The organism is Halothiobacillus sp. DCM-1, assembly GCF_045689735.1.
In the GTDB taxonomy this organism is placed as follows: domain Bacteria; phylum Pseudomonadota; class Gammaproteobacteria; order Halothiobacillales; family Halothiobacillaceae; genus Halothiobacillus.
In genome coordinates, this window is the sequence record NZ_CP142685.1 from 1,440,541 (window position 1) to 1,467,178 (window position 26,638).

The following is a 26,638-nucleotide window of genomic DNA, read 5'->3' on the forward strand; positions in this document are numbered from 1 at the left end:
AATGCAAATCGAGATCACCGGCCATCATGTCGATGTTACCGATGCCCTGCGCGAGCACATCCATACCAAATTCAGCAAGCTGACGCGGCACTTCGACAAAGTGATCCATGTGCATGTCACCCTGACCGTCGAAAAAAAGGTGCAAAAAGCCGAGGCAACACTGCACCTGAGCGGCAATGATGTCCATGCGGAAGTCACCTCCGAAGACATGTACGCATCGATCGATCAACTGATCGACAAACTGGATCGGCAGATCGTCAAACACAAAGAAAAACTCACCGAGCATCGTTGAGTCCCGGCGCGCGGCCAGTCGAGCTGCGCGTGTTCACCTCGCGTAGCTGCCGGATCAATCACCCCGAATGAACGCTCAAGACCTATTCCCCTTGTCCCGCATCCGCATCGACGAGGTGTATCAAAGCCGCAAGCGCGTGCTCGAAGTTTTGGCCGGACTGCTGGCGGATGATGAACTCAACGGCGCCAATGCCACCCGGATCTATGAGTTGCTCATCGAACGGGAACGGCTGGGCTGCACGGCCATCGGCCACGGCATCGCCATCCCCCATGCACGGGATACCCAAACCCTGCGCCCACGGGGTGCCGTCATCCGCCTCACCGAGGGAGTCGACTTTGGTGCCACCGATGGCGTGCCGACGGTTCTGGTCATCGGCCTGATCATTCCCGATGAATCGCCGGAGCATCACCTGCACCTGTTATCGGCACTGGCCAGCCATCTCCGCGAAGCCGAGGATCGCGAGTCGATTCTTCAGGCACAGAGCCTCGAGCGGGTTCGCGCCCTGCTGATCGAATGGCTCAACCCGTTATTCAGCACGGAAGACTGACCCCATGCCGGTCGCCGAACTGCCGCTGGATCTCACCGAGCACGGCGACACGCCCCACCCTGCCGATGTTTGGCTCCTGGATGCGGCGCTCCCTTTCGCGCGGTTCAATCCCCTGGAACCCGCCGCCATTTCCGTCTTCGATCCCGCCCTGCGCGCCGCCTGGGCCGCCCGTCAGGAAAGCCTGCCAGCGGCAGTCCAGCTCGTTATCCTCACTGAAGCCGACATCAAAGAGGCCGACGCCTGGCTGAAAACCCAGGGCGACCGGAACCTGATGGTCTGCTGTACGCCGCATCAAGAGGGCGCGATCCGCGACTGGCTCCAGACCCGCCGCCAGCGACTCGGCCGACAGTGGCAACATGGGGTATTCATGGAAGTAGCCGGTGCCGGCGTGCTGATTACCGGCGTCTCGGGCATCGGGAAAAGCGAGCTCGCCCTCGAACTGCTCTCCCGGGGGCACCGGCTGATTGCCGATGATGCGCCGTATTTCGTGACCACGCCCAAAGGCATCGAGGGTCATTGCCCGGATAATATCCGCGATCTGTTGGAAGTGCGTGGGCTCGGCGTTATCGACATCCGCGCCCTGTTCGGCGACAACGCCCTGAAACGCCGGAAAATCCTGCGACTGGTCATCGAACTGTATGCCGCCGATCACCGCCGGATACCGGCAGAAGATCGCCTGCAGGGTGAACGCGGCCGCGTGCGTATCTGCCAGCAGTCGGTGCCGCTGTTCCGCCTCCCCGTGGCACCGGGACGGAACATCGCCGTGTTTGTCGAGACCATTGTGCGTCAGCATAATCTGGAGCGCAGCGGTAATGACCGCCCGCGCCTGCCGCAGCCCCCACCCGCCGACGCCTCGGCCGGAGTCTTCGTATGACGGACGCCAAGCCCTTGATGATGATCGTGACCGGGCACTCCGGCTCCGGCAAATCGATTGCGCTGGCCGCGCTGGAAGATGCCGGCTTCTACTGCATCGACAACCTCCCCCCGGAGCTTCTCGACGGCCTGCTGCAGATTCACCAGCATAATCCGCTCGGCGAACACGGCATTGCCATCAGCATCGATGCCCGCTCCCCGGAATCGACCCTCCAGACCCTGCCAGAACGAATCCGCGCGCTCAAGCGCCAGTATCCCGGCTGGCGGGTACAAAGCCTGTTCCTGCAGGCCGCGCAGGATCGGCTGGTTGCCCGCTTCAGCGAAACCCGTCGCCGCCATCCGCTGTCAAGCCGCGCCCATACCCTGCTGCAGGCCATCGAGCACGAGGCGGCGCTCTTGAGCCCCCTGCGGGCTCAGGCCGATTGGGTCATCGACACCAGCCACACCACCCTGCATCAATTTCGTGAGGATCTTCACCGGCGCGTGCTGGCACCGGCCCACGCCGGGCCGGTGATTCTCCTGCAATCCTTTGGCTTCAAGCGGGGGCTGCCGCTGGATAGCGATTTTGTTTTTGATGTCCGGCACTTACCCAATCCGCACTGGCTGGAAACGCTGCGCCCGCAAACCGGACAACATGCCGCCGTCCGTGACTATCTGGAACAGCATCCAGTGACGCACGAAACCCGCGCGCAGCTCCGACAGTTTCTCGACCTGAGCCTCACGGCACAAACCCGAACCGATCGCAGTTACATCACCTGCTCGATTGGCTGTACCGGCGGGCAACACCGCTCGGTGTATCTGGTCGAGCAGCTCTATCACGATTTACAACCCAAGTTTCCGCTGTTACAAATTCGTCACCGCGACCTTTTACCGGAGTCCATCCCCTCATGACCGTCGGTCTATTGCTCATTTGCCACAACCAGATTGGCGCTCAACTGCTCGAAACCGCGACGGATATGCTCGAACGGGTGCCGATGCCCGCCGATCAGCTGCCCGTGCTGCAGGATGAAGACCCGATCGACCTGCTGAACCGCGCCCGACGACGGGTAGCGGAGCTGGATCAAGGACAAGGCGTCCTCGTCCTCACCGACATGTACGGTTCAACCCCCTCCAATATTGCCCACCGTCTGAAAGACAAAGAGCGGGTACGGGTCATCTCCGGCGTCAACCTGCCAATGGTGGTTCGCGCGATGAACTACCCGCAACTCGCGCTGGAGGACATGGCGGAGCGGGTGGCCACGGGCGGGCGGGAAGGCATCATCGCCGGTGACGGCCAATAAGCGCCGCGCCACGGCACATCACACAAGGAAGAACCCCCATGCCCCAACATACGCTCGTCATCATCAATCGACTGGGGCTGCATGCCCGAGCCGCGGCAAAGTTCTCAACGACGGCCGCGCAATTTAACTGCCAGATTCAGGTGCATTGCCACGGCAAAACCGTCAATGGCAAATCGATCATGGGCTTGATGATGCTGGCCGCCGCCAAGGGCACCGAAATCCAGCTCGTCACCGAGGGAGAAGATGCCGAGGCCGCGATCGCCGCCCTAACCCAGCTGATCGAACAGCGGTTCGGCGAGGCCGAATAGCGCCGCGCGATTCAGCGGCGATGCTTCAAACCGGCCGTTGACGGGCGCGCGCAAGGCGGCATCGCCCTCACCGCACCGTTTATGGCAAAGCATAACGCCCGCGAAATCACACAAAACCGGCAAACTGCCAGGGCAAGGTTTCACCCGCCCGCAGCGGAACCAAAGTGCTTCCGTCCGCCACGGCATAAGCCGCCGGAACCGGCTGCGGCGCACGCTGCAAGCGCACGCGCCGCGCATTCACCGGCAAACCATAAAACGCAGGGCCGTTGAGGCTGGTAAACGCTTCAAGCTGATCGAGCCGCCCCACCGTATCGAAAGCCTCGGCATACAGTTCCAGCGCAGCATAGGCGGTAAAGGCGCCCGCACAGCCACAGGCCGATTCCTTGGCCGCCTGGCTGTGCGGGGCGGAATCCGTGCCCATGAAAAAGCGGCCTGCGCCCGAGGTCGCCGACGCCAGCAACGCCTGCCGGTGATGCTCTCGCTTGAGCACTGGCAAGCAGTAGTAATGCGGGCGAATGCCACCGACCAACATGGCATTGCGGTTGAAGAGCAGATGATGCGCGGTGATGGTGGCCGCCACCCGCGCCGATTGCGCCTGCACGAACGCAACGGCCTCAGCCGTCGTGATGTGTTCCATCACGAGGCGCAGCGCCGGGAAGCGGGTCAGAATCGGCGTCAGCACACGCTCGATAAAGCGCGCCTCCCGATCGAAAATATCCACGGCGGGATCGACGACCTCGCCATGCACCAATAACGGCAGGCCGAATCGCTCCAGTTCTGCCAACAGGGGATCGATGGCCAGGGGATCACGCACCCCCCGATCCGAATTGGTCGTCGCACCGGCCGGATAAAGTTTCACCGCATGAATATGCGGGTCGGCCGCCGCCGCGGCTAATTCCGCCACCGTCGTCTGTTCGGTTAAATACAGCGTCATCAGCGGTTCGAACGCCATCCCCTCGGGCAAGGCGGCCAAAATCCGTTCCCGATACGCACGAGCCTGCGCCACCGTCGTAACCGGCGGCGAGAGATTCGGCATCACGATCGCGCGCGCGCACTGGCGGGCCGTGTGCGGCAGCACGGTCGCCAGCATGGCACCGTCCCGCAGATGCAGATGCCAGTCATCGGGCTGGCGCAGAATCAATTCGTTCATGAGGGCGTACTCACCACGCAATGTAAGACCAACCCTGCTCTTGATATTCCATCAGCGCAGCAGCGCCCACCTGGCGAATCTTGGCGAACGAACGCATGTCACTATCCGCATAACCCACGGTGTGCATGGTGTTGCCACAGGCCACAAACTGCACCCCGTAATTCTCGGCAAAGCCCTGAACGCGCTCGTAAATCGTTTTATCTACCGGGCGCTTCGGATCCTTGGCAAGGATGTGAATCCCCTTGGAAAAAGCCACCACGGCCAACTGGATATTGCCGCCAAACTCGGTGAGCAAGGCGCTCATGGAATTCAGAATATGCGTTTGATATTCCGTATCGGCATGGTTGAACTGGAACACCAGATGATGCTTGGGCTTATCCCCAGGGAAGCTCAACTCATCCGCGGCCTGAGCCCCCTTGACGCCCAGTGCCAGTGAGCCGGCTCCGGCCAGAGCCGTCATAAAATGACGACGGTTTTTAATGATTTCTGACATGACTTTCCCCCTTCACGACATGAATTCAACCAGACTCTAACTGAGTAACGATCAACAGATAATCTATGTTTATGGGCATTACTGCATTCGCAGCAACACCACGCCCCCCTGTGAGAATAACACCTTGGCGTCGAGTTCCCCGGCATACACCGCCCGGGTCAACACCAGATCCCCCGGCTGGGGGGTACCGCGCTTCAGAATTTTTCCGGCATACACCCCGAAACTGGGGGTATTCATCCGATACATCAGCGCGGGACCCGGCAAATCACGCGCCAGCAAACCCGCCGCGCGAATCGGCGCCTGCTGCAACTCGGCCACCGCTGGCACCACCAACCCATTCACGGACCAGGAAAACGCCAAGGCCAGCGGAACCAGCAGCATCGGCAGGGATCGGCGACGATCGAACAGCGTCCACAACCCCATCAGCAAGAAAACCCCCAGAGGAACATACCAGCCCCAACCGAACACTGCCGCGCGATCCGCCAGCATTTGCTGCACATACAGTGGATGAATCCGGTCAAAAAACTCATCGACCAACGACGGCAGCGCCAGCAGCAGCCCCCAGAAGATCAACACCGGCAGCACATGCAACCCACGGTGATGAATCGACGGCAGGTAAGTCGCCAGCACCAGCATCAGCCCGACCATGCCGTAATTGAGATAGTGCGGCAGTTTGGTGCCAGAAAACGAAAAAAACACCAGCACGAACACAAACCACAGCCAGCCAAACCAGCGCAGTGCCGTCAGCGGGGATGAATCCGCCTGCCCGTGCCGCCAATCGGCATCGCGGATATGGCGTAGCGCCAGAAAAAGCGCCCCGGTAAACGGCAGAATGCCGACCACGGCGACGACCGGATAAAACCAGAACCCGCCGGAATGGCCTTCCATCGGCGCACTGAACCGCCCGATGTTGTTTTTCAGAAAAAACCCGTCGATGAACGCCTGCCCCTGATGCGCGTACTCCAGGACATACCAGGGCAAGGCGATGACCAGAAACAGCAACAAACCCCGGCCGTCGAGCACTGCCCGCCACCAGATCGACCATCGTCCAGTCGAGACATAAAACAGCGCGCTGACCACGCCGGGAATGAGCAACGCCACCGGCCCTTTGGTCAGAAACCCCAGCGCCATCGCCACATACGCCCAGCGGATATAGGCCGCGCGCCCCGTCTGCCAATGTTTGAATACCGCAAACTGGCTCAAGGTCAAAAACAGCATCAGCACGGCATCGGCAATCGCCGCCTTCCCGACAACCGTGCTGATCAGCCCGGTGGCCAGCATCAGCGCAGCAAAAAAAGCCACCTCGCGGGAAACCACCCCGGCGGCGAAGCGGTAAACCACCCCCACCGTGATGGCCGAAGCCAGTGCCGAAGGCAAACGGAACGCAAACTCGTTAAACCCGAAAACGGCGGCGGATGCGGCCTGCAACCAATAGATCAGAATGGGTTTATCGAAGCGAGGCACCGCATTGAGGTATGGGGTGATGAAATCCTGACGCAGGAACATTTCCCGCGTCGCGGTCGTGAACGCGCCTTCATCCAGATCAAACAGCGGCATGCTGCCGATCCCGGAGAAAAACCCGATATAGACGGCCAATCCGAGAATGAACAGGGGCAGGTGCGACGAAGAAAACAGTTGTTTGGGGCTCACCACGAGGTTCCTAGGGGGAAACGCCAATCCACAACTTATCGGATTGATCGCGTTGGGGCATCTCGAACAGGCCGTTGAAAAAGGGCTTTCCTGGCTCTTTTCAACAGCCTGCTAAACCGAGCGGGCGTTGCAGCTCAAATCCGCGCCGCCCGTTCGACCAAGCATGGCCGCCCATCATGCCAAAGCCTGGTGATAAATGCTTGGCCACGCCGGAGAAATTCACTGCCCACGCAGCGGATCAGGCCCGTTCGATGCGGTTACGCCCCTGATTTTTTGCCCGATACAAGGCGAGATCGGCCTCGTTGATCCATTCGTCGAACTGGTCAAAGTCCCGCCGATCCGGCGAGAACCAGCCCTCGGTCAAGCCAAAACTCGCCGTCAATTGAATCAGATGGCCGTTGTCGCACAGAATCACCGCATCCATGAGCTGCCGCCGCAAGGTATCCAGTCGGTGCTCCGCCTGGGTCGAAGTCAATCCTGGGAAAACCACCACGAATTCCTCGCCACCCCAGCGCCCGAACCAATCTTCACTCCGCAACACGGAACGACCGATTTCGGCCACGGTCTGGAGCACCTTGTCGCCACAGGCATGCCCCGATCCGTCATTGATCCGCTTGAAATGATCCAGATCAATAATTGCCAGGGCAACGGGCGTTCTGGTCTCGGCATCCAACATCAACCGTCGCACCAATTCCCGAATCTGCCGCCGGTTATACAGCCCGGTCAGCAGATCGATGGTGGCCTGATTGAGCAACTCCGCCTCGCGCTTTTTGTGCAAGCTGATGTCTTTGAAGGCGAACATCAGGGCATCGGACTGCTCGATGCGAGTCAGCACCACCGCGATCGACAGCCAGAACACCTCGCCGCGCAGCCCGTGAAAGGCCACCTCATGATTCCGAATCACCTCGCCTTGTTGCAGGCGGGCGATCACCCGAACCCGCTCGGACGGATCGACCCATAAATCCCTCGGTACCACCGTTTTGACATCGGCACGGGTGGCCCCGAACAGAGACAGGCATTCATCATTAACGAACAGAACCCGACTGGTTGCCAGTTCGGTCACCAGCATCGGCATCGGCATCATTTCGAGAATATAGCGGGTGCGTTGCTCGCTTTGCGCCAGCTCGCGTGTGCGCGCCCACACCCGCTCATTGAGCGCGCTGTTGGCCAGTTCGAGCGATTGATGGGCATCGCGGCGCTGCACATCCAAGACGGAGGCAATCAGGACGCTACTGCTGATCGAAGCACCCATCAATTGCAGTGCCGTCAGGGCTTCGCCCGGAGAAAATTCCACGAACGGCCCCATTCCCGCCAGCGTACACCCCGTCGCCACCAGGTAAATACCCGCGAACAGCGTCAAAGCCAGGCGCGGCGAAAAGCGTTGCGCCGCCCAGATCAACGGCGGCACCACCAGACTCATCGCCCCGATGTGCAGCACATTGCCTCCGGTATTGATGCCGAACAACACCAATCCGCCGCCCACCATAACCACCAGCAAGAGCAGAAACTCCGGCGTGCCATATTGCGCCGGATGGGGTCGCTCCTGCTTCAGCGCGAAGCGCCCCCAAAGATACAGCGCCGGTGCGAGCATGACCGTACTGGTCAAATCCCCCACCAACCACCCCAGGCCATCGATCAAATAGCCATAGCCGTGGGATTCTGTATGGAACTGGCTCAACCCGAAGATCCCCAGCACCGCAGACAGGGCGGAAGCCAGCAGCCCCACCAGCACGAAATAAAACCCGACCGCTTTGGGGCTATCGAAAAAATCTTCCGCACTCAGCCGGCGGAACAACCACACCCCGAGCCAGGGCGAGAGGGTATTGCCGCTGGCCGCAATCAATGCCCCGAACCAGGACCAGTCCATCAGGCTGAAATTGGCGACAAAAGCCCCAATAAAAATGGCAGGCAACATCGCCGCGCCGAACAGCATCACGCCCGCGACCGCCAGCGCCGCCGCCGGCCAGAACGGCGAGACCACCGGGAAAAAATGCACGACGATCCACGCCAGACCGATATACCCCAAGGCCATCGGCAGGCTGAGCCCCAATGCCTTCAGGCTGAACAGGGGCACATCAATCAACCCGAGCTTAACGGCGCGCGGCGGGTCGGCAGGATGGGAAGACGACATTTAGATCGTGAGCGTGGGAGTATCTTTATCCAACGCCCCGGCGAGATAGCTTTCGATCTTCGCGCGGGTTTGTCCCTTGTCCATCGGGCTGAACTGCACCCCAATACCGGGGGTTTTGCCCCCCTGTGCGCCTTCGGGTGTGCGCCAGACCACTTTCACCGCCAGCGCGATCCGCTCGGGGCTACCCATCATGGTCAGGGTTAAAAACAGCTCTTTCCCAAATTCATGCTGCAACATGCCGGGAATAAACAGGCCACCGTTCTTGATGAACGGCATATAGGCGCGATACAACGATTCCTTATCAGGAATGTTGTGATGAATCATGCCGCCGCCGAGTGCCATCCTGTGAGCCTCCTAAGTACATCCCATGAAATCAGCCGAAAGATTCTAGCAGGATGCTGAACTTCACAGGAAAGAAACGCGAATCGAATCGCCCCCACCCCTAGCCTCCCCCTCGCAAGGGGAGGTAAAGCCTGAAAGCATGGCGCCCGCAACGCCGAAAAACCTGACGCAATTCTTACGACCTCCGGCAGAAACTCGGTACACTGCCGCCGATAACACCCGATATCGTCCACACGGATACCGCAGCCCCATCAAGCGTTCATGGATACCAGAATCTCCCTGCCACGACTACCCTATCTGCGCATCTCGCTGAAATGGCTGTTGCTGGCGCCAATCATCCTGCTGATCGGCTGGGTTGCCGGCAATGAATGGTCGGAATATCAAGAACTCAAAGCGCAGGTGCAGCGCAACGCCACGCAATCCGGGGAAGCGTTTGCCCAGTTGATCCGCACGCGGCTGGATAACCAATACCAAGGCATGGCATTTCTGGCCGGCTTGATCGCTGAGATCCCCGCCGGAGCGACGCCCGACGCGCGGCTGACCGAAATCATGACGCGCTATACCCAACTCAACCCCAATTTGACGCAGGTGAACCTGATTGGCAGTGACGGGATTCGCCGGCTGTGGACACTGCAAACCCACGACAATCCACCGCTCGTGCCACCCCAGGAATACACCGCAGTTGCCGGTGCGCCCGGCTGGTTATTGGGTCAGGATATTTCCAGCGACAAGACGGGCGTTTCCGGCGCCATCCGGGTGCTCACCCTGCGCTACCGTTTTTTGCGCGCGGGAGCGCCCTGTTACCTTTCTGCGCCCTCCGATCTGCGCCAACTGCTGGCCTACCATCCCGATGAACCGCTGCCCTACACCTTTATCGTGCGGGATACGCGCGACGGCAGTCTGGTCGGCGTCTGGCAGGATGAATCCGTCTCGTTCACCGCCCCGACGGGAGCCACAGAAACCACGCTGATCGACCTTCCTCTAGAGCATTACCCCTTCACCCTCGCCGTCCAGGTCGAGACCTCCCACCTTGCGAGCGCATATTTTCAAAATGCCCGCATCCGCTGGCTGATTTATCTGACGCTGCTGCTCTTGCTCGCGTTCGCGGCACGCGCGCTGGCCGTTCAGATGCGCGCACGCGCCACGGCACTCCGCCAGACCGCCCGCCTAGCGCAGTTCAATGCCATGATGGCTGAGGCAAATGAGGCCATCCGGCAATGTGCCAGCGAACCCGAACTGCTGACGATCCTCTGCCGATTGGCCGTTGAGGCGGGCGGGATGGCGCTGGCGCATATCATCCAGCCAGACGAAACCGGCTGGTTTCAGATCCTGGCCTCGGCAGGCGCCACCGGCTACCTCGATGGGCTTCGTCTGTCGATCGACGAAGCGCGCCCAGAAGGCCGCGGTTCCGCCGGCCGTGCCTGGCGCGAGGGGAAGGTTTTTTTCAACCAGAATTTCTCCACCAACCCGGATCTGGTGCTCTGGGCCGAGCGCGCGCAGCAGCACGGTCTGGCCGCCAGCGCCAGTGTGCCGATCCGTAAAAACGGCACGATGTGGGGCATATTTTCGGTCTATCACACCCAGGCCAACATTTTCGATGAGCCCATGCGCCAAGCCATGCTCACCCTAGCCGAACAAATCGGCTTTGGGCTGGAATGGCTTGATGAGCATCTTCTAGAGCAGAAAACCAGCCAGATGCAGCACACGCTGCTGAACAACACGCTGCTGAACAACACGCTGGCTGGCATCGCCTTGGTGCGCGACCGGCGGTTCATCGAGGTCAATCCGCGTCTGGCCGAAATGCTCGGCTTTGCCTCGCCGGTGGAGCTGATCGGCCGCCCCACCCGGACGATTTACGCCGACGCGGCGCAATTTGATCGTGTCGCGGCGCTCTACCCCGCCCTCATCGTGCACGGCAGCGCCCAACTCGAAGACCTGATCCTGCGTCGGCAAGATGGCCTCATCTTATATGCAGACATTGCCGGCAGCCTGATCGATCACAACCGACCCGACACCACGGTCTGGACGCTGCAGGATGTGACCCGCCGCCATACCCTGGAAGCGGAGTTGCGCGAACTGGCCGAATTCCAGCGCACCCTGTTCGAAGCCAATGCCGCCGCCCTGCTCCTGACCGATGATGACGGGCAAATCCTCAAGGCCAACCCGGCGTTCTGCCAGTTGACCGGCTACCGTTGCACCGAACTGGCGGGGCAATCGGCGACCCTGCTCACCCCGGACAACGCCCCGCCGTTTGTGCTGCGTCTGCCAGACGCTCCCGCCGGACAAGACCCCTTGCGTCATCGGCTGCACCGCACGCAGGCGATCCGGCACCGCGCTGGGCATACCGTGATGGTCGAAGTGCTCGGTGCCGCCCTGCTCGTGCCACAGCACGGCCACGGCGTTCTCTGGAGCCTGATCGACATCACCGAACTGCACGAAGCCCAGCGCGCCGTGACGCACCAGGCCACCCATGATGCCCTGACCGGGCTACTGAACCGGCGCGGACTGGAGAGTCAACTGCCCAAAGCCATCGCCCGGACACGGCGGCGCGGCAACATGCTGGCCGTGGGAATGCTCGACCTCGACGACTTCAAACCGGTGAACGACACCTGGGGGCACCCCGCAGGCGATGCCTTGCTGATTGCGCTGGCGCAACGCCTGCAAGAGCGGCTGAGAACCGAGGATATACTCGCCCGGCTCGGCGGCGATGAGTTCGTCATCGTGCTCGAAGACCTGGAACCCAATCAGGCCGAAACCCAACTCACGGTGGCTCTGGATCGTCTCTATGAGGCCGTGCGGACACCGTTCGACCTAGGCGACGGGCGGCAAGCCAGCATTGGCATGAGTCTCGGCGTGGCGCTGTTTCCGATCGACGGCGAGAATGGCGACAGCCTGATCCGTCAAGCCGATGCGGCGCTCTATGCCTGTAAACAAAACAAACTCCACCGACGGCGTTGGTGGCAACTGAGCCATGCGCAGGAGACATTGCCCCAGCCCGACCCCGGCACGCCGCTGGAAGCCTATGACCCAGCCAGCACCCAGCTGCTCGCGCGGCATCAAGTCATGCTAGAGGAACTGGCTCCGGCTTTTGTCCGGCAGTTTTACGAACTGCTCGCCTTCGAACCGAATGCCCAGAGCATTCTGAGCACCTTGAGCGCCACGCAAATGCAGCGGCTGGTGAACACGCAGATCGAACACCTGCGCTTTCTTACCGATCCTGCGACCGATCGCGCGGCGCTGCTCGCCCGCAGTGAAGCCGTCGGGCAGGTGCATAGCCTGGTCGGCGTCAATAGTGCCCTGCTGATCCGCTCGATCAGCCTGTACCGCCGGCTGCTGATTGAACACCTCGGGCGCACCGCCCTGTCCACCCGGGATCGATACCGCCTGATGATGGTCATCGAATCCCGTGTCGAGGATGATTTGCTCGCCCAGGCACAAGCCGGCAGCGCCGTGATTCAGCAGTATTTCGGCTATCTCACCCGGCCACTGCCGCCGATCGGTTGCCTGTGGAACGATGCCCTGCCCCAAGAACTGGCCGCCCTGCACGAAATTCCCGGTATCCGCACCGTGATTTGTCTGCGCCGTGGTGATGACGCGGCACCGTGGGTGATCGAAGCCAGTCAGGGCAGCGCGAGCGACACCGTGGGTCATGCACTGCTCTCCCCTCAGAACCCGCAAAACAGCAGCGCCGTGCGCTATCACAGCCAGTTCAATGCCGCGTTGACGAGTGGCCATCCGCACACGGTACGCAATGAACGCTGGACTTTCTCGACCGACACGGGCGAAGAAGCGATTCATAGCGCCTTGTTCCTACCGATCAAGGATCGCCAGCAATTGACGGCCGTTGTCGTGGGGATACTGGGCACCCATCCCCACCAGTTCGAATCCGTCTGGGCACAACAGTTCGCCCGCAGCAGCCAGTTGCGGCTTTCGCAAATCTGGCAAATCTGTCGCAGCCCCGCGCTGACCCTAGATTACCACCTCGCCGAACACTACCGGCAGCAGCTATTCGAGGGCGGGCTGCGGGTCTACGCCCAGCCGATCATCGAGCTGGCCAGCGCCCGGGTCGTCAAGGTGGAAGCGCTGGCGCGTCTCGCCTTGCCGGATGGCACCATCCTGCCGCCCTCGGCGTTCATCCCTCTGCTCGGTGACGCAGAGTTGGATCGGCTGTTCCAGCGCGTACTCCAGGCCAGCCTCACCGCGCTTCGCGCTTGGGACGATCAGGGGCTCCTCCTCGATCTCTCCGTCAACCTCGCCCCCACCACCCTGCGGGACGCCCACTGTTCCGACTGGGTTCAACAGGCGCTCGACGCGCAGGGCATCGCCCCCGAACGGCTGACACTGGAGCTGCTCGAAAATGACATGGGGGATTCAGAGGAAGCCCACGAGGCCATCCATCGGCTGCGCCTCCTCGGCACCCCACTGGCCATGGATGATCTCGGCGCGGGCTACAGCAGCCTCAAGCGGCTGACCCGCCTGCCCTTTGCCAGCATCAAGATTGATCAGGCACTGCTCGCCCGCCTGCCCGACAACCCTGTGCAAACCCTGAGCCTGATCTCCGCCATCATTCAGATGGGGCGCGATTTCAACCAACAGGTCGTCGTGGAAGGACTAGAAGACAGCGGCATGATCGAAGCGGCGCGCATCCTGGGCGCGGGCTATGGACAAGGCTACGGCATTGCCCGCCCCATGCCCATCGACGACATTCCCGACTGGATTCGCCAGCACCCGGCAGAGCCGCCCGACACCGACGCAATTCGATCCCCCGCAGGCGCCCTGGCCTATCACTGGCTGTTCATGCATCAGCATCTCGCCACCTACCACGGCGGCAACGCGGAAGAATGCCCGCTGCACGCTTTTTTACGCCAGCAGGGAAACACGGCGACCGAGGCCTTAGCCTGGCACGCCATCATCCACAAAAATCCGGCGAATACCGAAGTCAGCCGCCAGTTGATGAACTATCTCGCCGGATTGATTTGATTGCCCCCACCCTACCTCCCCCCGCCGGGGGGAGAAGCCGCCGCATCTCCGCCGGGGGAGCTCACCATACTCCCCCCTTCCCCGCTCAGCGGGGAGGGGTGGGGTGGAACATCGGGCACCCTGCGCTCGTTTCAGCAACAGGTCACTTCCCCCATCCCACCTCCCCCCGCTGAAGGGAGGAGCCATCACACCCACGCTCGATGGAACACTCCCCCTGATCCAGCATAGGAAAAAGGGGAACGGAAACACCTGATTTTCTCGGTGCGTTCTCTGGGTTTACTCAAGGCTTCAGCCCGCGCAACCATTTGAAAATATTCAGAATTGAGCCCAACGCCTGCGCAACATAGGTGAACGCAGCGGCACGCAGAATCTGTCGGGCGGCGCGTTTTTCCTGTCCCCGCGCGAGCCAGCCGCCGCGTTCCAGCAACGGCAGGGCGCGGTTGAAACTGGCATCGAGCTCGATCGGCAAATTGGCCAGTTGCGCGAACAGTGGCACCAGCATGCTCAAGACCCCCACCAGCAGGAGCACCAGCGCGGGCGCGGGCTGTTTTTCGAGCACGGTAATCACGGGAATCGCCAGCAGGATCCAGCCCGCCACTTTTTGCGCCCAGGCGCTGCGTTCCACCATTTCCTGTCGGCGAGCGAAGGCCGCATCGCCCTCGGCGTGTTGCAGGGCGTGCCCCACTTCATGCGCGGCCACGGTAATGGCGGTCAGTGATTGGCCAGAGAAATTCGCTGCCGAAAGCCGCACGCTGCGGGTGTGCGGGTCGTAATGGTCGCCCTCGGGGGTGCGTTCGACCGTGACCGCCGTCAAGCCGGCTTGATCGAGCAGATACCGCGCGAGATCGGCGCCGGAAAACGGGTAACGATCCGCCGGGGCGCGGTGTTGTGCCATCACCCGCGTCACCCAGACGCCGGGCCACCAGGAAATGGCCGCCATCAACCCGGCAAATATCAGCAAGATCAGGCTCATCAATGCGGCTTCCTTATTTGATCTGGTAGATCAGATCACCCCCCGAACCTTCGGGGCTGGTGGTCAATTCAATCGAAAACAGCCGACTGAGCCGGTAGCGGGTAATCAGCTCCCCCACGCCGGTCAATACGCCAATGGCATAGCGCACGAACAGGCGGTCGTTGAGTTGTTTGCCGAGCGAGAGGCGCGTGCCATCGAGCCCGCCGGTGGTATCGAGCCCCAACCCGGAAAAGCCGAAACGCGCCCCGAGATCGCGCAGTACGCTATCGCCCTGGGCGATACCGAGGCCGATCGCTGCATTCTTGATGGCCGAGCCATCGCTCATGCTCGCTGAATCGAGGCTGCGGCCGGTAATCAGCAGCGACAGCGCCTCCGATTCCGGCAGGCTGGGGCTGGAAAATACCGCCGTTTTCGGATGGAGCAAGGTGCCGCTGATATTGAGACCCACCGTGGTTGATCCCACGCTGCGCTCCGCCCGCACCGCGAGCCCCGGATTGGTCAAGGGGCCAACGAACAGCAGGCGACCCGGATTGATCTGAAGATCCTGCCCGTAGGCCTGATAGCGCCCATCGACCAGCTGCACTTCGCCTTGGGCGGCCAGCGCTTGTCCCGGCGTCAGGCTGAGTTGCAAGCCCCCGGCGAGCTGGGTGCGAAAGCCCATCCCCGCGAGCCGCACGGCATCGCCGAGCCGCACCCGCACCCGCCCCTGCACCGGATAGCCCGGCGGTTTCGGCGCGGGCGGCTGCTCGCCTTCGATGACCAAATCCTCCGTGGGGGAGACGACGCCCGCCGGTAAAGCCGCTACCCGGGCATCGACCACGGGCAAGTCGATCTGCCCGCCGACCGTCGCCCCCGCCGCATCCGCATCCAGGGTCAATGCTGGGCTGGCATCGACGGACAAGGTCGGCAGACGCAACAGCGGCACCTGCTCGCCATCCAGCGTCGTCCGCAGATGCCAGTCCTGCGGGCTCGCCCATTGCCCGCTGCCCACCAGATGCAGCGGTGCCTGCGTTTCGCCCGCCCCGCTGATCTTAGGTGCCACCGCGGTCAGCGCCCCGGTCAACTGCAGGGCGCCGGTGGGTTCGATCTTGGCCGCAAGTGCCCCCGCACGATAGCTCACCCCGGTATCTGGCAGCGCAAAGGCGAGATCAGACACCGTCGCCGCCCCTTGGATGCGCGGGGCGGCGGCCGTGCCCGCCAGTGCCAGATTCAGCGCCGCCTGCCCCTTCAGCCCGGCGAGCATCGGCACGAGAAAACGCGCCCGATCGAGCCGTGGCAGAGTCAAGGCCAGCGTGCCCGACAGCGGCGAACGATCTGTCATCCCCCATTGCCCTTGAGCATGCAGGCTCAGCAGGTCGGGCGTATCCGTATCGATACGCGCGTTGAGCGCATCCGGCTGCCAGCGCCCGCGCAGCGTGACCGGGGTGTAATCCAGCGTTTCGGCACCAAACACACTCGGCCAAGTGAAGTGGCTGGCGGGCAAGGTGAGCGCCCACGCCGCCGTCGGCACCCCGGCGCGCAGGTTCGCGTTGCCCTCGAATTCCAGCCGACCCGGCAGCCGCAAATCCGCTGGCAACCAGGGCTGCGCCAGCGACAGGGGCAGGTTGCCGGAAAGCGTCGCCTGACCATGCCCGCCTTGCGCGGAAGCGTAGTCCCCGGCAACACAGAACCGAGCCGCATCACGACTCGTCAGACAGAGCTCGCCCAGGCGTTGCGATTCTGCCGATACCCGGATCGGCACCGGGCGCGCGAGGTGCCAGTCCGGCAAGACATGCCGTTCCCAACGCAACGCCGACAGCGTCAAGGCTGTGAGCTGCCCCTGCCAACTCGTCTGCTCCCAGCGCCCCTCGGCGGCGAGGCGAAGGCTGCCCGGCGCCGCGTCGATGCGTGCCGACAAGCGTTGCGCGCCGTCCGTCAGCCCCGGTACGGCACCGTTGGCCGAGACGGTCGCGGTCGAGAGGAATGCCCTGCCCTGCTGGGTCAGCCGTGCGGCGGTAAGGGTCAGAGTCCCCTGCTGCGCCGCATCTACCCGCGCCGCCAGTTGCACACTGCCTAACCGCCAATCGCCCCAGGAAAGGCCGTGCCCGGTGAGATTCAAACTGCCTGTCGGACGCTGCGGGGTTCCCTGCAGGGCAAGCTGCGCCTGAAGCGCGCCGCCGACAGGGGGCAAGCCCAGCGCGGTGGTCGGCAATTGCGCGAGTCTCTGCGCCGTCAATGACGCCCGCAAGGTATTGGCGACCGGCTCGGCCGTCGCCAGCCCGACGAGCCCCTCGGCCTGCATCTGCATGCCGGCGATCTGCGCCCGCCCTTCATCCAGTTGCAGCACGCCACGCTGCCAGGCACCGTGCAGGCTGAGGCCGACCGGCACACGGGTAGCCTGCGCGCTGATCGAACCGTCCTGCAGCGAGGCGGCGAACGACACCTCGGCCGAGGTGGCCGGATCTGCCCCCAGATGCCCCTGCGCCTGAATCCGCAGCCGACCGCGCGCTTGCGCCGGAGTGCCCGGCAAGGGCAACGAGTCGGTCGGTGCCCAATCGAGCTTCAGCGCGACGGGGCGGTCTGCCGAAACGCCATACCTCGCCTCGGCGGTCACCGCGCCGCCCGCCACCTGCCCGCCGGTCAGGGTCAGCGCGGCCATCGGTGCCTGCCATGTTCCGGTGAAGGCGAGATCCTTCAGCGCCACCCCGGCGATTTGCCCCGTCAAACCGGCCACCTGGATTTCTGCCCCTGTGGCCGCCTGCCAGTGCCCCGTCATGCGCCCCGTGAGCCGACCGGCCGCATCGGGGGCGAGCAATCCCGGATCCAGATCCTGCCAGGCGAGCTGTCCTCTGGCCGACTGCCTTGCCCCATCGAATGTCCCGGAACCCCGCAGACAACCACCCAGGCCATCGACACGCAGCGCGCTGAGGTCGAATCGTTCGCTGGCAGGCACGGCGGTGAGCTCCGCCGTGAACGAAACCGGCGGCAAACCCGGCAACCAGTTCCCGAGCAGCGCGGCATCCAGTTGTGCGCTCAGGGTGTCGAGCGTGCCGCCGAGCCGGACTTCCCCCGGCAGCCAGCCCGCCGGCGCATCCAGCCGCCACGCCAGTTGCCCCGAAACGGCGTGCGGCGCGGCCACGGCAAGCGCCATCGTTCCCGCCGCGTGTACCTGCAAGTTTTCTTCAGGCAGATGCAACTGACTGCCAGGTTCCACCGTCACCTGAATCTGCCGGGCATCGGCGGCGGCCCGGAACACGAATTCCGACACCGTCAACAGCGGCTGGCCGGTGGCGTCTTCGAGCCTGGCGTCCTTCAGCGCCAGCCGGTCGATGCGGACAGGCAGCGGCAAGGCCAACGGGAGATCGGCGAGATTCAGCGGCGCGGCGGATTCGGCGGTCGAAGGCGCGGTAGCGGGCAGGCGGAGCTTCAGATCGGTCAGCGCGAGTGTCTCGACCTTGATGCGGGCGCGCCCTAAGGCTGCGCGATCCAGCCGCCAATGCAGCGAGCCGAGCCGCAGAGCCACGCCCTCGGGTGCCTGGTAGGCCAGATCGTTGAGCGTCAGGCCGCCGAGCAGGGAGCCCGTCACCGTACCGACCGACAAACCCGCCACCCGCGCTTCCGCCTGAGCCAGCGCAAAGCGGGCACCCTGGGTCGTCGTGCCGAGCCAGATCAAGCCGAACACCACGAGCAGCAGCAACCCGCTGACAAGCCAAAAGACCGCCTGCCCCAACCGAATAAGCACGCGCCACCCGGCCATCAAAACGCCACCCCGATGCCCAGATGCAGCCTCGGCAGGCGTCGGCTGCCATCGAACGGATAGGCCACATCCACCCGCACCACGCCCACCGGCGAACGCCAGCGCAGCCCCACCCCGGCGCCGGTCGCCAAGGAAAAATCCGCCAGCGAATCAAAGGCATTGCCAGTATCGACAAACACCGCGCCCCACCAGTCACGGCCATAGACCGGGTGCATCAGCTCGGTGCTGGCCGTGAACACATAGCGCCCGCCCACCGGTTGCCCTGTCGCATCCACCGGACCCAGCGATTGATAGCCATAGCCGCGAACGGATTGATCCCCCCCGGCAAAAAACCGCAGCGTTTTCGGCAGGTTGGTCAGGGCATCCGTCAGCACGCCGCCCACTTCCGTTCGCCCCAACCACACCCAGTCGTCACTGATCGGCCACATCCCCGCGAGTTGCACCCGCGCCCGCAGTAGCGAGGCACTCGACAACAGCGGTTTGGCCGCCCCGCTCAACGAGGCATTGAAGGCCAGCCCCCGGGTTGGAAACAGTGGATCATTCAGTTCCCGCCAGCCGACGCGCGCCCCGGTCAGCCAAAAGCCATTGGTCATGGCGGGCTCATCCCCAAACTGGCTGCGCTCCAGCAGATATTCGGTAAACAGCGCGGTGTTCCAGCGATTGAAATTCCGCACCCACTGCGCGCCGTTGGTCATCGACAGGCTGGTAATGCCGAGATTGTTTTCCCGATCGAGCGCGGAATACAGCTCATAACGCTGATTGAGCGGATCCGCGAGCCGTGGGATGGTGTAGGCGGCGGACAAGGTCTGCTGCCGCTGCGCCAGCGACAGGTTCGCGCGCCATTGGTGCCCGGCCGGGTTGACAACCCACTGATGCAGCACCGCCCCAAGGCGCGGGCCGGTATCCGTGCCATAGCCGATCTTGAATTCATAACTGCGCGGGGAACCCGAAATCGCCTGCACCCGCACCGGCACGACATCCCCAGTTGGCTGATCAAGCGGTGGCCGCACCCGCACCGACGAAAAATAGCGCGGGCTCATCAAATTCTGGTTGATCGCCACGAGATTCGCCGTGGTGTAGTGGTCGCCCGGCTGCACACCAGCCAGCCGGGAGGCCAGTTCCGGCGAGAGCAAGGACTGCTCAATCTCGATGGCGCCAAACCGTGCCCGACGCCCGGCATCGAGGCTGAGTTCGATCGTCGCGCGATTCGTCGCCGGATCGACCCGCAGAACATGCCTGCGCCACTGCGCGTGCAGATAGCCCGCCCCGCGCGCCCGTTCCAGCAGGCCATCGCGCAGTCGGGCGTATTGCCCCTGATCCATCGGTGAATCGGGAGCCGGCGTATTCGCCTGCAAGAAATCCCGCAGAAACGGCTGATCCCGCAGCGACTTGCCCGACGCATCCTGCACCTCGATCTGAGCCACCGCCCAGCGCACGCGCTCGCCCGGCACCACACGCAACACCGGCACGGTACAGCCGGCCTGTGTCTCAAGGCTCGGGCTCAGTTCCGCGTGAAAATAGCCCAATGCCTGCAAGGCGCGGCGGGCATCGGCCGTGGCGTCGGTCAAATACCGCTCGAACACCAGCGGCGGGGCATCGCAGGCAAAACGCTGCACCGGCACCGAGAGCCCAATCTGGCGCACCAAAATCGGGTCGGTAAGCCCTTGCAACTGCAGCGCGGGCGGCGGAGCGGAGGACGCCTGCGCCGCCGCGAAAGACAGCAGCCCCAGAACCGCGCCGAGGAGCGCCCGCAACTCAACCCACCTGCGCCAGATCACCCTTGGTTTCCAGCCATTCCCGACGATCCGCCGCCCGTTTTTTGGCGAGCAGCATATCCATCAGCGCGTAGGGGTCATCATCGGCCACGGTGAGCTGAACCAGCCGCCGCGTGGCGGGTGCGAGGGTGGATTCACGCAACTGTGACGGGTTCATTTCACCCAGCCCCTTGAAGCGGGTGACCTGCACCTTGCCGCGCCGATGCTCGGCAGAAAGGCGGGCGAGAATGCCCTCCCGTTCGGCCTCATCGAGCGCATAGAAGATTTCTTTGCCGCAATCGACCCGATACAGCGGCGGCATGGCGACAAACACATGCCCAGCGCGCACCAACGCCGGAAAATGCCGAAAAAACAACGCGCAGAGCAAGGTGGCAATATGCAGCCCATCGGAATCGGCATCGGCCAGAATGCAGATCTTGCCGTAGCGCAGGCGCGACAAGTCTTCACTGCCGGGGTCGAGCCCGATCGCCACGGCGATGTCATGCACTTCCTGACTCGCCAGCACCTGATCCCCGCTGGTTTCCCAAGTGTTCAGGATTTTGCCGCGCAACGGCATGATCGCCTGGAACTCACGATCCCGCGCCTGCTTGGCCGAGCCGCCCGCTGAATCCCCCTCCACCAGAAACAGCTCGGTGCGGGCAAGATCGGTCGCGGTGCAATCCGCAAGTTTGCCCGGCAGAGCCGGTCCCTGCGTCAGGCGCTTGCGCACGACCTTTTTATCGCTTTTGAGGCGGAGCTGCGCCGCATCGATCGCCAGCCGGGCAATCGCCTCGCCTTCGGCCGGATGCTGGTTGAGCCACAGCGACAGCGAATCCTTGACCACCCCGCCGATAAAATTGGCCGCCTCACGCGAGGACAAGCGCTCCTTGGTTTGTCCGGCAAACTGTGGCTCGGTCAGCTTGGCCGAGAGCACGAAGGCGACTCGATCAAACACATCCTCCGGCGCAAGCTTGACCCCGCGCGGCAGCAGGTGGCGAAAATCGCAAAATTCCCGCACGGCATCGGTCACCCCTTGCCGCAAGCCGTTGACATGCGTGCCTCCTTGCGGCGTGGGGATCAGGTTGACATAGCTTTCGGCCAGCGGTTCGCCGCCCTCCTCCAGCCAGGCCAACGCCCAATCCACCGCCTGCGGCCGAGGCACCTCGTCGGCGCTGAGCGAACCGGCAAAACCGCACGCCGGGAGAATCGGCCGACCAGCCAGGCTGGAAAGCAGGTAATCGGTCAAGCCATTGCTGTATTGCCAGGTCTGCGTCTCGCCGCTCGCCTCCTCGGTGAACGACACCCGCAACCCCGGGCAGAGTACCGCCTTGGCACGCAGCAGATGCGTCAAGCGGCTGAGGAGAAATTTCGGCGTATCGAAGTAACTGGCGCGCGGCCAGAAGCGCACGGTGGTGCCGGTCTGTTTTTTCGGCACCGTACCGACCTCGGCCAGCGGCGCATCCGGCACCCCGTCGGCAAAACTCATGGCATAGCGCTTGCCATCGCGGCGCACTTCCACCGTCAACCGTTCCGACAGGGCATTGACCACGGACACCCCGACCCCATGCAACCCGCCGGAAAAGCGGTAAGTCTGGTCGGAAAACTTGCCCCCGGCATGTAATCGGGTAAGCACCAGCTCGACGCCGGAAATACTATGTTCGGGGTGAATATCGACCGGCATCCCGCGCCCGTCATCGGTCACCGAGAGCGAGCCATCGGCATGCAATACCACGGCAATGTCCTGGGCAAACCCGCTGACTGCTTCATCGACGCTGTTGTCGATCACCTCTTGCGCCAGATGGTTCGGCCGGGTGGTGTCGGTGTACATCCCTGGGCGCTTTTGCACCGGCGCAAGCCCGGTCAGGACTTCGATCGCCTGGGCGTCGTACTGCGGGTTCAATCGTTCTGCCATCGCGGTGGTGCTCATGATCAAATGGGCTAAGGATACCCAAGCTCGCCCGCCTTGGCGAAACCGCGTGCGATCTCCCGCGATGAACGCGCCGGACATCCGCCGGGGTTATCCACCCAAGTGATCCGCACCGGGCTTGAAATCCCGACCTGTTGGACATACACCCTTGCCATGCCCGTTCACCCACAGGATTTCATCATGAGCGATTCGCCGCATATTTACGAAGTTAGCGCCCCCGAGTTTCAGGCCAAGGTCATCGATGCCTCATTCGAAACCCCGGTATTGGTCGATTTCTGGGCCGAGTGGTGCGGTCCCTGCCGCAGCCTGATGCCGGTGCTCGCCAAAATCACGGAAAGTTACGCCGGCAAACTCAAACTCGCCAAAGTAAATACCGATGTCGAAGTCCAGCTCGCGCAGCACTTCGGCATTCGCAGCCTGCCCACCGTGATGCTGGTGATTGATGGTCAGCCGGTCGATCAATTCATGGGCGCGCTGCCTGAAGGCCAGATTCGCGCACTGCTGGAAAAACACATCCTCAACGAAGTGGCAGAGCTGCGCAAAACCGCCCGCGCCACGGCGGAGGCGGGCGACCCGCTGGCCGCCATCGAGATCCTCAAACAGGCCAATGCCATCGAGCCCAACAACACCGATGTGCTGGTGGATATTGCCGAGTTCATCTTCAGCGCCGGCGACAGCCCCCAAGCGCTGATGATTCTCGATGCCCTGCCGATGGATGTGGCCACCCGCCCCGCCGTGAAAGAATTACGCGCCCGCATCAACCTCGCGAACCAGGCGCAGGATGGCCCCTCGCTCGATGAATTGATCGCAGCCGTCGAGGCCGATGGCAACGACCTCGCCGCCCGTGAGCAGCTTGCCGCACAGTACGCCCTGCGCCAAGACTATGAACAGGCGCTCGCACAGTACTACGCGATCATGCAACGCGACCGCCACTTCAACGACGATGCGGGGCGTCGCGGCATGCTGGATTTATTTGAGCTACTCGGGAGTGATCATCCGCTGGCAAAAACCTGGCGTCGAAAAATGTTTAGCCTGCTGCATTAACCGGTTAACGGCATCCCTCACAACAAAAGCCCCCGAAAACCGGGGGCTTTTTTCACGCTAAAAGCGCAGGGATCAGCGAATCTGCAGCACGGAATCGCTGGCGGTTTTATCCACCTGAATCGCCTGCGCGTTCGCCTGAAAATTGCGCTGGGCGGTAATCAAGTTCACGAGTTCTTGAGTGATATTGACATTCGACTGTTCCAGCGCGCCGCCCTGGATCTGACCAAAAGTGCCGGTGCCCGGCTGCCCCACATTGGGCGTGCCCGAATCCACCGTTTCAATCCAGGAGTTATTGCCCACCTGTTTGAGCGATTGGGGCGCGCTGAAATTCACCAGCGCCACCGCGCCGAGAGAAATCGACTGGCCGTTGGAATAACTCGCCTGAATCAAGCCATTGCTGCCGACGGAAATACCCGTCAATTGCCCGGTGGTATTACCGTTTTGCGATTGCGCCGCCATGTTGAACGGCGCGTTGTACTGGGTGGAATCCGGCTGGGTCGTCACGGCGATGCTGAGCGGCGCCGCCCCGGTACCGAGACTCGCGGCAGTGGCAGTGACATTGTAAGGCGTAGGCGCCGTGGGCAACTGCCCATTGGCATTGAAGGTGAGCGTCGATGGTCCCTGAATCGGCGTTTGGGTATCGAGCTGATAGTACACATTCCATTCGTTGGGATTGGCGGTCTTGACATAGTAACTGGTCAGCGTATGGGTATTCCCCAGAGAATCATAGACCTGCTGCGAATTGGCCTGCGTGTAACTGGCCGGATCCGGCGTGGCTTGTGTCGGATCAAAGGCCACCGTCGGCGCAGTCGCGCTGGCCGGCAGGTTGAACGACTGGGTGACCGTCGTGGTGGCTTGGGGCGCCCCCGCTGCCACCGGCAGTTGAATTGGCGCCGCACTCGCCAGGGAGGTGGATTTGAGTGTGCCATTGGTATTGACCGGCAGCGCCTTGAGATACTGCCCCTCGGCATTGACGATAAACCCGTCTTTATTCACCCCCATCGCCCCGGCGCGCGAATACACCGACTGCTGGCTGTCGAGCGTGGGCTGAAACGCGAAAAAACCCTGACCAGAAATCGCCAAATCCAGCGAGTTATTGGTGAACTGCAAACTCCCCTGCGTGAACTGCTGCTGCACGGCTTCGGTCAACACACCCTGCCCCGTCGCGGTTTTGCTGTTGCCGTAGGCGCTCACGGCATAAATGTCGCCGAACTGCGCCCGCGAGCTTTTGAAGCCGGTGGAATTGGCATTGGCGATGTTGTTACTGGTGACATCCAGATCTTTCTGGGCGGCATTGATGCCGGTAATGGAGGTATTGAATGACATTGCAGATTCTCCTTTCGGTGACTGAATTGATTCTCAGGTTTTACCCAATGATCTCGACCACATCACTGAGCTGTGCCGGCGGCAAACCGCCATCTAAATTAAGCTGCGGCCCGCTGCTCGTGACCCCGACACTCTGAATGACCGCCCCCACATAGGTTTGCGCGGCTTGTCCTTGACCGTTGACCGTCGCATTGGCGCTGATGCTGTAGGTTCCCGCGGGCGCCGGACTCCCATCGGGCATATTGCCATCCCAAGAGAAGGTGGGTCGTGCATTCCCGGTCGTGGGTACCGCCAAGGTTTTCACGACTTGCCCCGCGCTGTTGGTGATATTCACCGACACGCTGGTCGCCCCCGTGGGAATGTCCACCGCGCCAATCATGCCGGAGGCCGTGGTTGTGCCATTGCTTGACTGCGTGTTGTAGAGATACCCCGTGCTGCCCTTGACGATGGCCGCCTTGCCCACCAGGGACGCCGCCTGCATCACCTGGTTGGCCTGCAGGGTCGATTGAAACCCGCTGACCGTGGTATTGAGCTGATTGATCCCCTCCAGCGAGCTGAATTGCGCCAACTGCGCAACCATCTGACTGTTATCCATCGGATTCGTGGGATCCTGATTCTGTAGCTGGGTGGTCAACAGCGTCATGAAACTATCCATGTTGAGCGACTGCGCGCCGCCGCCCGTCGCTGCCGCACCCGAGGCGGATGTTCCCGAGGTGCTGCTGGTATTCCCGATCGCAATGCCCAGGCTGGCATACGGGTTGGTCGAATTCGTCACCGAAGAAGTGGTCATGGGGTATTCCCTCGTTAGCTCAAGTTGCGGAATGCTTCAGGCTCACTGCCCAAGCTGTAGCGTGCGTAACGCCAAATTTTTGGCGGTATCCATCATCTGCACATTGGTTTGATAGGCGCGCGAAGCCGACAACATATTGACCATCTCCTCGACCGGATTCACATTCGAGCCATAGACATAGCCATTTTTATCCGCCAGCGGATTACCCGGCTGATAAATCGCCGGATTGGGCGCATTACTTTGCGTCACCCCGACCGTGGTAACCCCCACTCCCCCCTGCCGCTCCAACGTTTGCGCGAAGACCGGCTCCCGCGCCTTGTAAGCTTGCTCGGGTGAGCTGGCGACCGCTTCCGCATTGGCCATGTTGGATGCCGTGGCATTCAACCGAAGGGTCTGCGCGGCCATGGCCGAGCTCGATACATTGAAAATCGTGAACAATCCCATCACTCACCTCCATCCAACCCCGCCTCGGGTCAGGGTTTATTGCCCGGTCAACGCAGAATTGATGCTCTTGATCCGGCTGTTCAAAAAACTCAGGGTGGTTTGGTAAGCCACCGCATTTTCCGTGAAACGCACCCGCTCCCGCTCCATATCGACCGTGTTGCCATCCAGCGCCGGTTGATCGGGAATACGGTAGAGCAGCTGAGACTCCGTACCGGCGCCGCCGGTCGCACTCAATTGCCGGGGATCGGTTCGCTGCAAGGGCAAGGCGCCCCCCTCACCCGCCATCGGGCCGGCCGCCGCACGCAAGGCATCCTGGAAAGACACATCGCGCGCCTTGAAATTCGGCGTATCGGCATTGGCGATGTTGGACGACAACACCCCCATCCGTTCGGACTGATACGCCAACGCCAGCCCATGGATACCAAAGATCCGATCGGTCATGACCGCCCTCCCGTGTCCCCAGACACCCGCCTGAGTTGATGCGAATAACTACCGCAGGTTATTTAGCGATAATCGTGCCAACCAAGGAGAACCTCGAAAAACCGTTACGGGTTCACGCCCGCTTGACGCGGACTTCGTCAGCCCCAGCATTGAACGG

General features: G+C 62.3%; 21 protein-coding genes. 8 read left to right on the forward strand and 13 right to left on the reverse strand.

What is annotated here, in order from left to right:
- The first annotated feature begins 1 nt into the window (after position 1).
- The 6 genes from hpf to VOI35_RS06780 all read left to right on the forward strand — a co-directional run bounded on the left by hpf (position 2) and on the right by VOI35_RS06780 (position 3,300).
- Positions 2–292: a ribosome hibernation-promoting factor, HPF/YfiA family gene (gene hpf, locus VOI35_RS06755; RefSeq protein WP_407275305.1), complete on the forward strand. Its 291-nt coding sequence runs from the start codon at positions 2–4 to the stop codon at positions 290–292.
- 67 nt (positions 293–359) lie between these two features.
- The gene (locus VOI35_RS06760) at positions 360–839 is read left to right on the forward strand and encodes a PTS sugar transporter subunit IIA (protein ID WP_407275306.1); all 480 of its coding nucleotides are present in this window, start codon (positions 360–362) and stop codon (positions 837–839) included.
- 4 nt (positions 840–843) lie between these two features.
- A complete protein-coding gene (locus VOI35_RS06765) occupies positions 844–1,713 on the forward strand; it encodes a hypothetical protein (protein WP_407275307.1) in 870 nt (289 codons plus the stop codon).
- Positions 1,710–2,603, forward strand: a complete 894-nt coding sequence (gene rapZ / locus VOI35_RS06770) for an RNase adapter RapZ (RefSeq protein ID WP_407275308.1) — start codon at positions 1,710–1,712, stop codon at positions 2,601–2,603. Before VOI35_RS06765 ends, rapZ begins: the two co-directional genes overlap by 4 nt.
- Complete coding sequence (locus tag VOI35_RS06775) at positions 2,600–2,992, forward strand: PTS sugar transporter subunit IIA (protein WP_407275309.1); 393 nt, start codon at positions 2,600–2,602, stop codon at positions 2,990–2,992. The genes rapZ and VOI35_RS06775 overlap by 4 nt, the downstream gene beginning before the upstream one ends.
- 38 nt (positions 2,993–3,030) lie before the next feature.
- The gene (locus VOI35_RS06780; RefSeq protein WP_407275310.1) at positions 3,031–3,300 is read left to right on the forward strand and encodes an HPr family phosphocarrier protein; all 270 of its coding nucleotides are present in this window, start codon (positions 3,031–3,033) and stop codon (positions 3,298–3,300) included.
- Positions 3,301–3,406: 106 nt separating this feature from the next.
- On the opposite strand, the gene pyrC is transcribed toward VOI35_RS06780, so the two are convergent.
- The 5 genes from pyrC to VOI35_RS06805 form a co-directional block, all read right to left on the reverse strand.
- Positions 3,407–4,450 carry a dihydroorotase gene (gene pyrC, locus VOI35_RS06785; RefSeq protein WP_407275311.1) on the reverse strand — a complete coding sequence of 348 codons (1,044 nt, stop codon included), beginning with the start codon at positions 4,448–4,450 and terminating at the stop codon, positions 3,407–3,409.
- A gap of 10 nt (positions 4,451–4,460) precedes the next feature.
- Positions 4,461–4,943: a DsrE family protein gene (locus VOI35_RS06790; protein ID WP_407275312.1), complete on the reverse strand. Its 483-nt coding sequence runs from the start codon at positions 4,941–4,943 to the stop codon at positions 4,461–4,463.
- A gap of 78 nt (positions 4,944–5,021) precedes the next feature.
- Positions 5,022–6,593, reverse strand: coding sequence for an ArnT family glycosyltransferase (locus VOI35_RS06795; RefSeq protein ID WP_407275313.1), 1,572 nt, complete (start codon positions 6,591–6,593; stop codon positions 5,022–5,024).
- A 238-nt stretch (positions 6,594–6,831) separates the two neighbouring features.
- Positions 6,832–8,724: a diguanylate cyclase gene (locus VOI35_RS06800; protein ID WP_407275314.1), complete on the reverse strand. Its 1,893-nt coding sequence runs from the start codon at positions 8,722–8,724 to the stop codon at positions 6,832–6,834.
- Positions 8,725–9,066, reverse strand: coding sequence for a PilZ domain-containing protein (locus VOI35_RS06805; protein ID WP_407275315.1), 342 nt, complete (start codon positions 9,064–9,066; stop codon positions 8,725–8,727).
- A 261-nt stretch (positions 9,067–9,327) separates the two neighbouring features.
- Here VOI35_RS06805 and VOI35_RS06810 point away from each other — a divergent pair, with 261 nt between their 5' ends.
- Complete coding sequence (locus tag VOI35_RS06810) at positions 9,328–14,046, forward strand: EAL domain-containing protein (protein ID WP_407275316.1); 4,719 nt, start codon at positions 9,328–9,330, stop codon at positions 14,044–14,046.
- Between the two features lie 280 nt (positions 14,047–14,326).
- Here VOI35_RS06810 and VOI35_RS06815 read toward each other — a convergent pair whose 3' ends face one another.
- The 4 genes from VOI35_RS06815 to parE are packed head-to-tail and all read right to left on the reverse strand — an operon-like array spanning position 14,327 to position 22,421.
- Positions 14,327–15,019 (reverse strand): zinc metallopeptidase, encoded by a 693-nt coding sequence (locus VOI35_RS06815; RefSeq protein ID WP_407275317.1) that lies wholly within the window; start codon positions 15,017–15,019, stop codon positions 14,327–14,329.
- Positions 15,020–15,032: 13 nt separating this feature from the next.
- Positions 15,033–18,755 (reverse strand): translocation/assembly module TamB domain-containing protein, encoded by a 3,723-nt coding sequence (locus VOI35_RS06820; protein WP_407275318.1) that lies wholly within the window; start codon positions 18,753–18,755, stop codon positions 15,033–15,035.
- Positions 18,755–20,533 (reverse strand): autotransporter assembly complex protein TamA, encoded by a 1,779-nt coding sequence (locus tag VOI35_RS06825; protein ID WP_407275319.1) that lies wholly within the window; start codon positions 20,531–20,533, stop codon positions 18,755–18,757. The genes VOI35_RS06820 and VOI35_RS06825 overlap by 1 nt, the downstream gene beginning before the upstream one ends.
- Positions 20,511–22,421, reverse strand: coding sequence for a DNA topoisomerase IV subunit B (gene parE / locus VOI35_RS06830; RefSeq protein WP_407276809.1), 1,911 nt, complete (start codon positions 22,419–22,421; stop codon positions 20,511–20,513). The genes VOI35_RS06825 and parE overlap by 23 nt, the downstream gene beginning before the upstream one ends.
- 195 nt (positions 22,422–22,616) lie before the next feature.
- Here parE and trxA point away from each other — a divergent pair, with 195 nt between their 5' ends.
- A complete protein-coding gene (gene trxA / locus VOI35_RS06835; protein ID WP_407275320.1) occupies positions 22,617–23,480 on the forward strand; it encodes a thioredoxin in 864 nt (287 codons plus the stop codon).
- A gap of 72 nt (positions 23,481–23,552) precedes the next feature.
- On the opposite strand, the gene flgE is transcribed toward trxA, so the two are convergent.
- The 4 genes from flgE to flgB are packed head-to-tail and all read right to left on the reverse strand — an operon-like array spanning position 23,553 to position 26,481.
- Positions 23,553–24,806, reverse strand: coding sequence for a flagellar hook protein FlgE (gene flgE / locus VOI35_RS06840; protein ID WP_407275321.1), 1,254 nt, complete (start codon positions 24,804–24,806; stop codon positions 23,553–23,555).
- 40 nt (positions 24,807–24,846) lie between these two features.
- Positions 24,847–25,596, reverse strand: coding sequence for a flagellar hook assembly protein FlgD (locus VOI35_RS06845; RefSeq protein ID WP_407275322.1), 750 nt, complete (start codon positions 25,594–25,596; stop codon positions 24,847–24,849).
- Between the two features lie 42 nt (positions 25,597–25,638).
- Positions 25,639–26,040, reverse strand: a complete 402-nt coding sequence (gene flgC, locus VOI35_RS06850; protein ID WP_407275323.1) for a flagellar basal body rod protein FlgC — start codon at positions 26,038–26,040, stop codon at positions 25,639–25,641.
- Between the two features lie 36 nt (positions 26,041–26,076).
- Positions 26,077–26,481, reverse strand: coding sequence for a flagellar basal body rod protein FlgB (gene flgB, locus VOI35_RS06855; protein ID WP_407275324.1), 405 nt, complete (start codon positions 26,479–26,481; stop codon positions 26,077–26,079).
- Positions 26,482–26,638 lie beyond the last annotated feature (157 nt).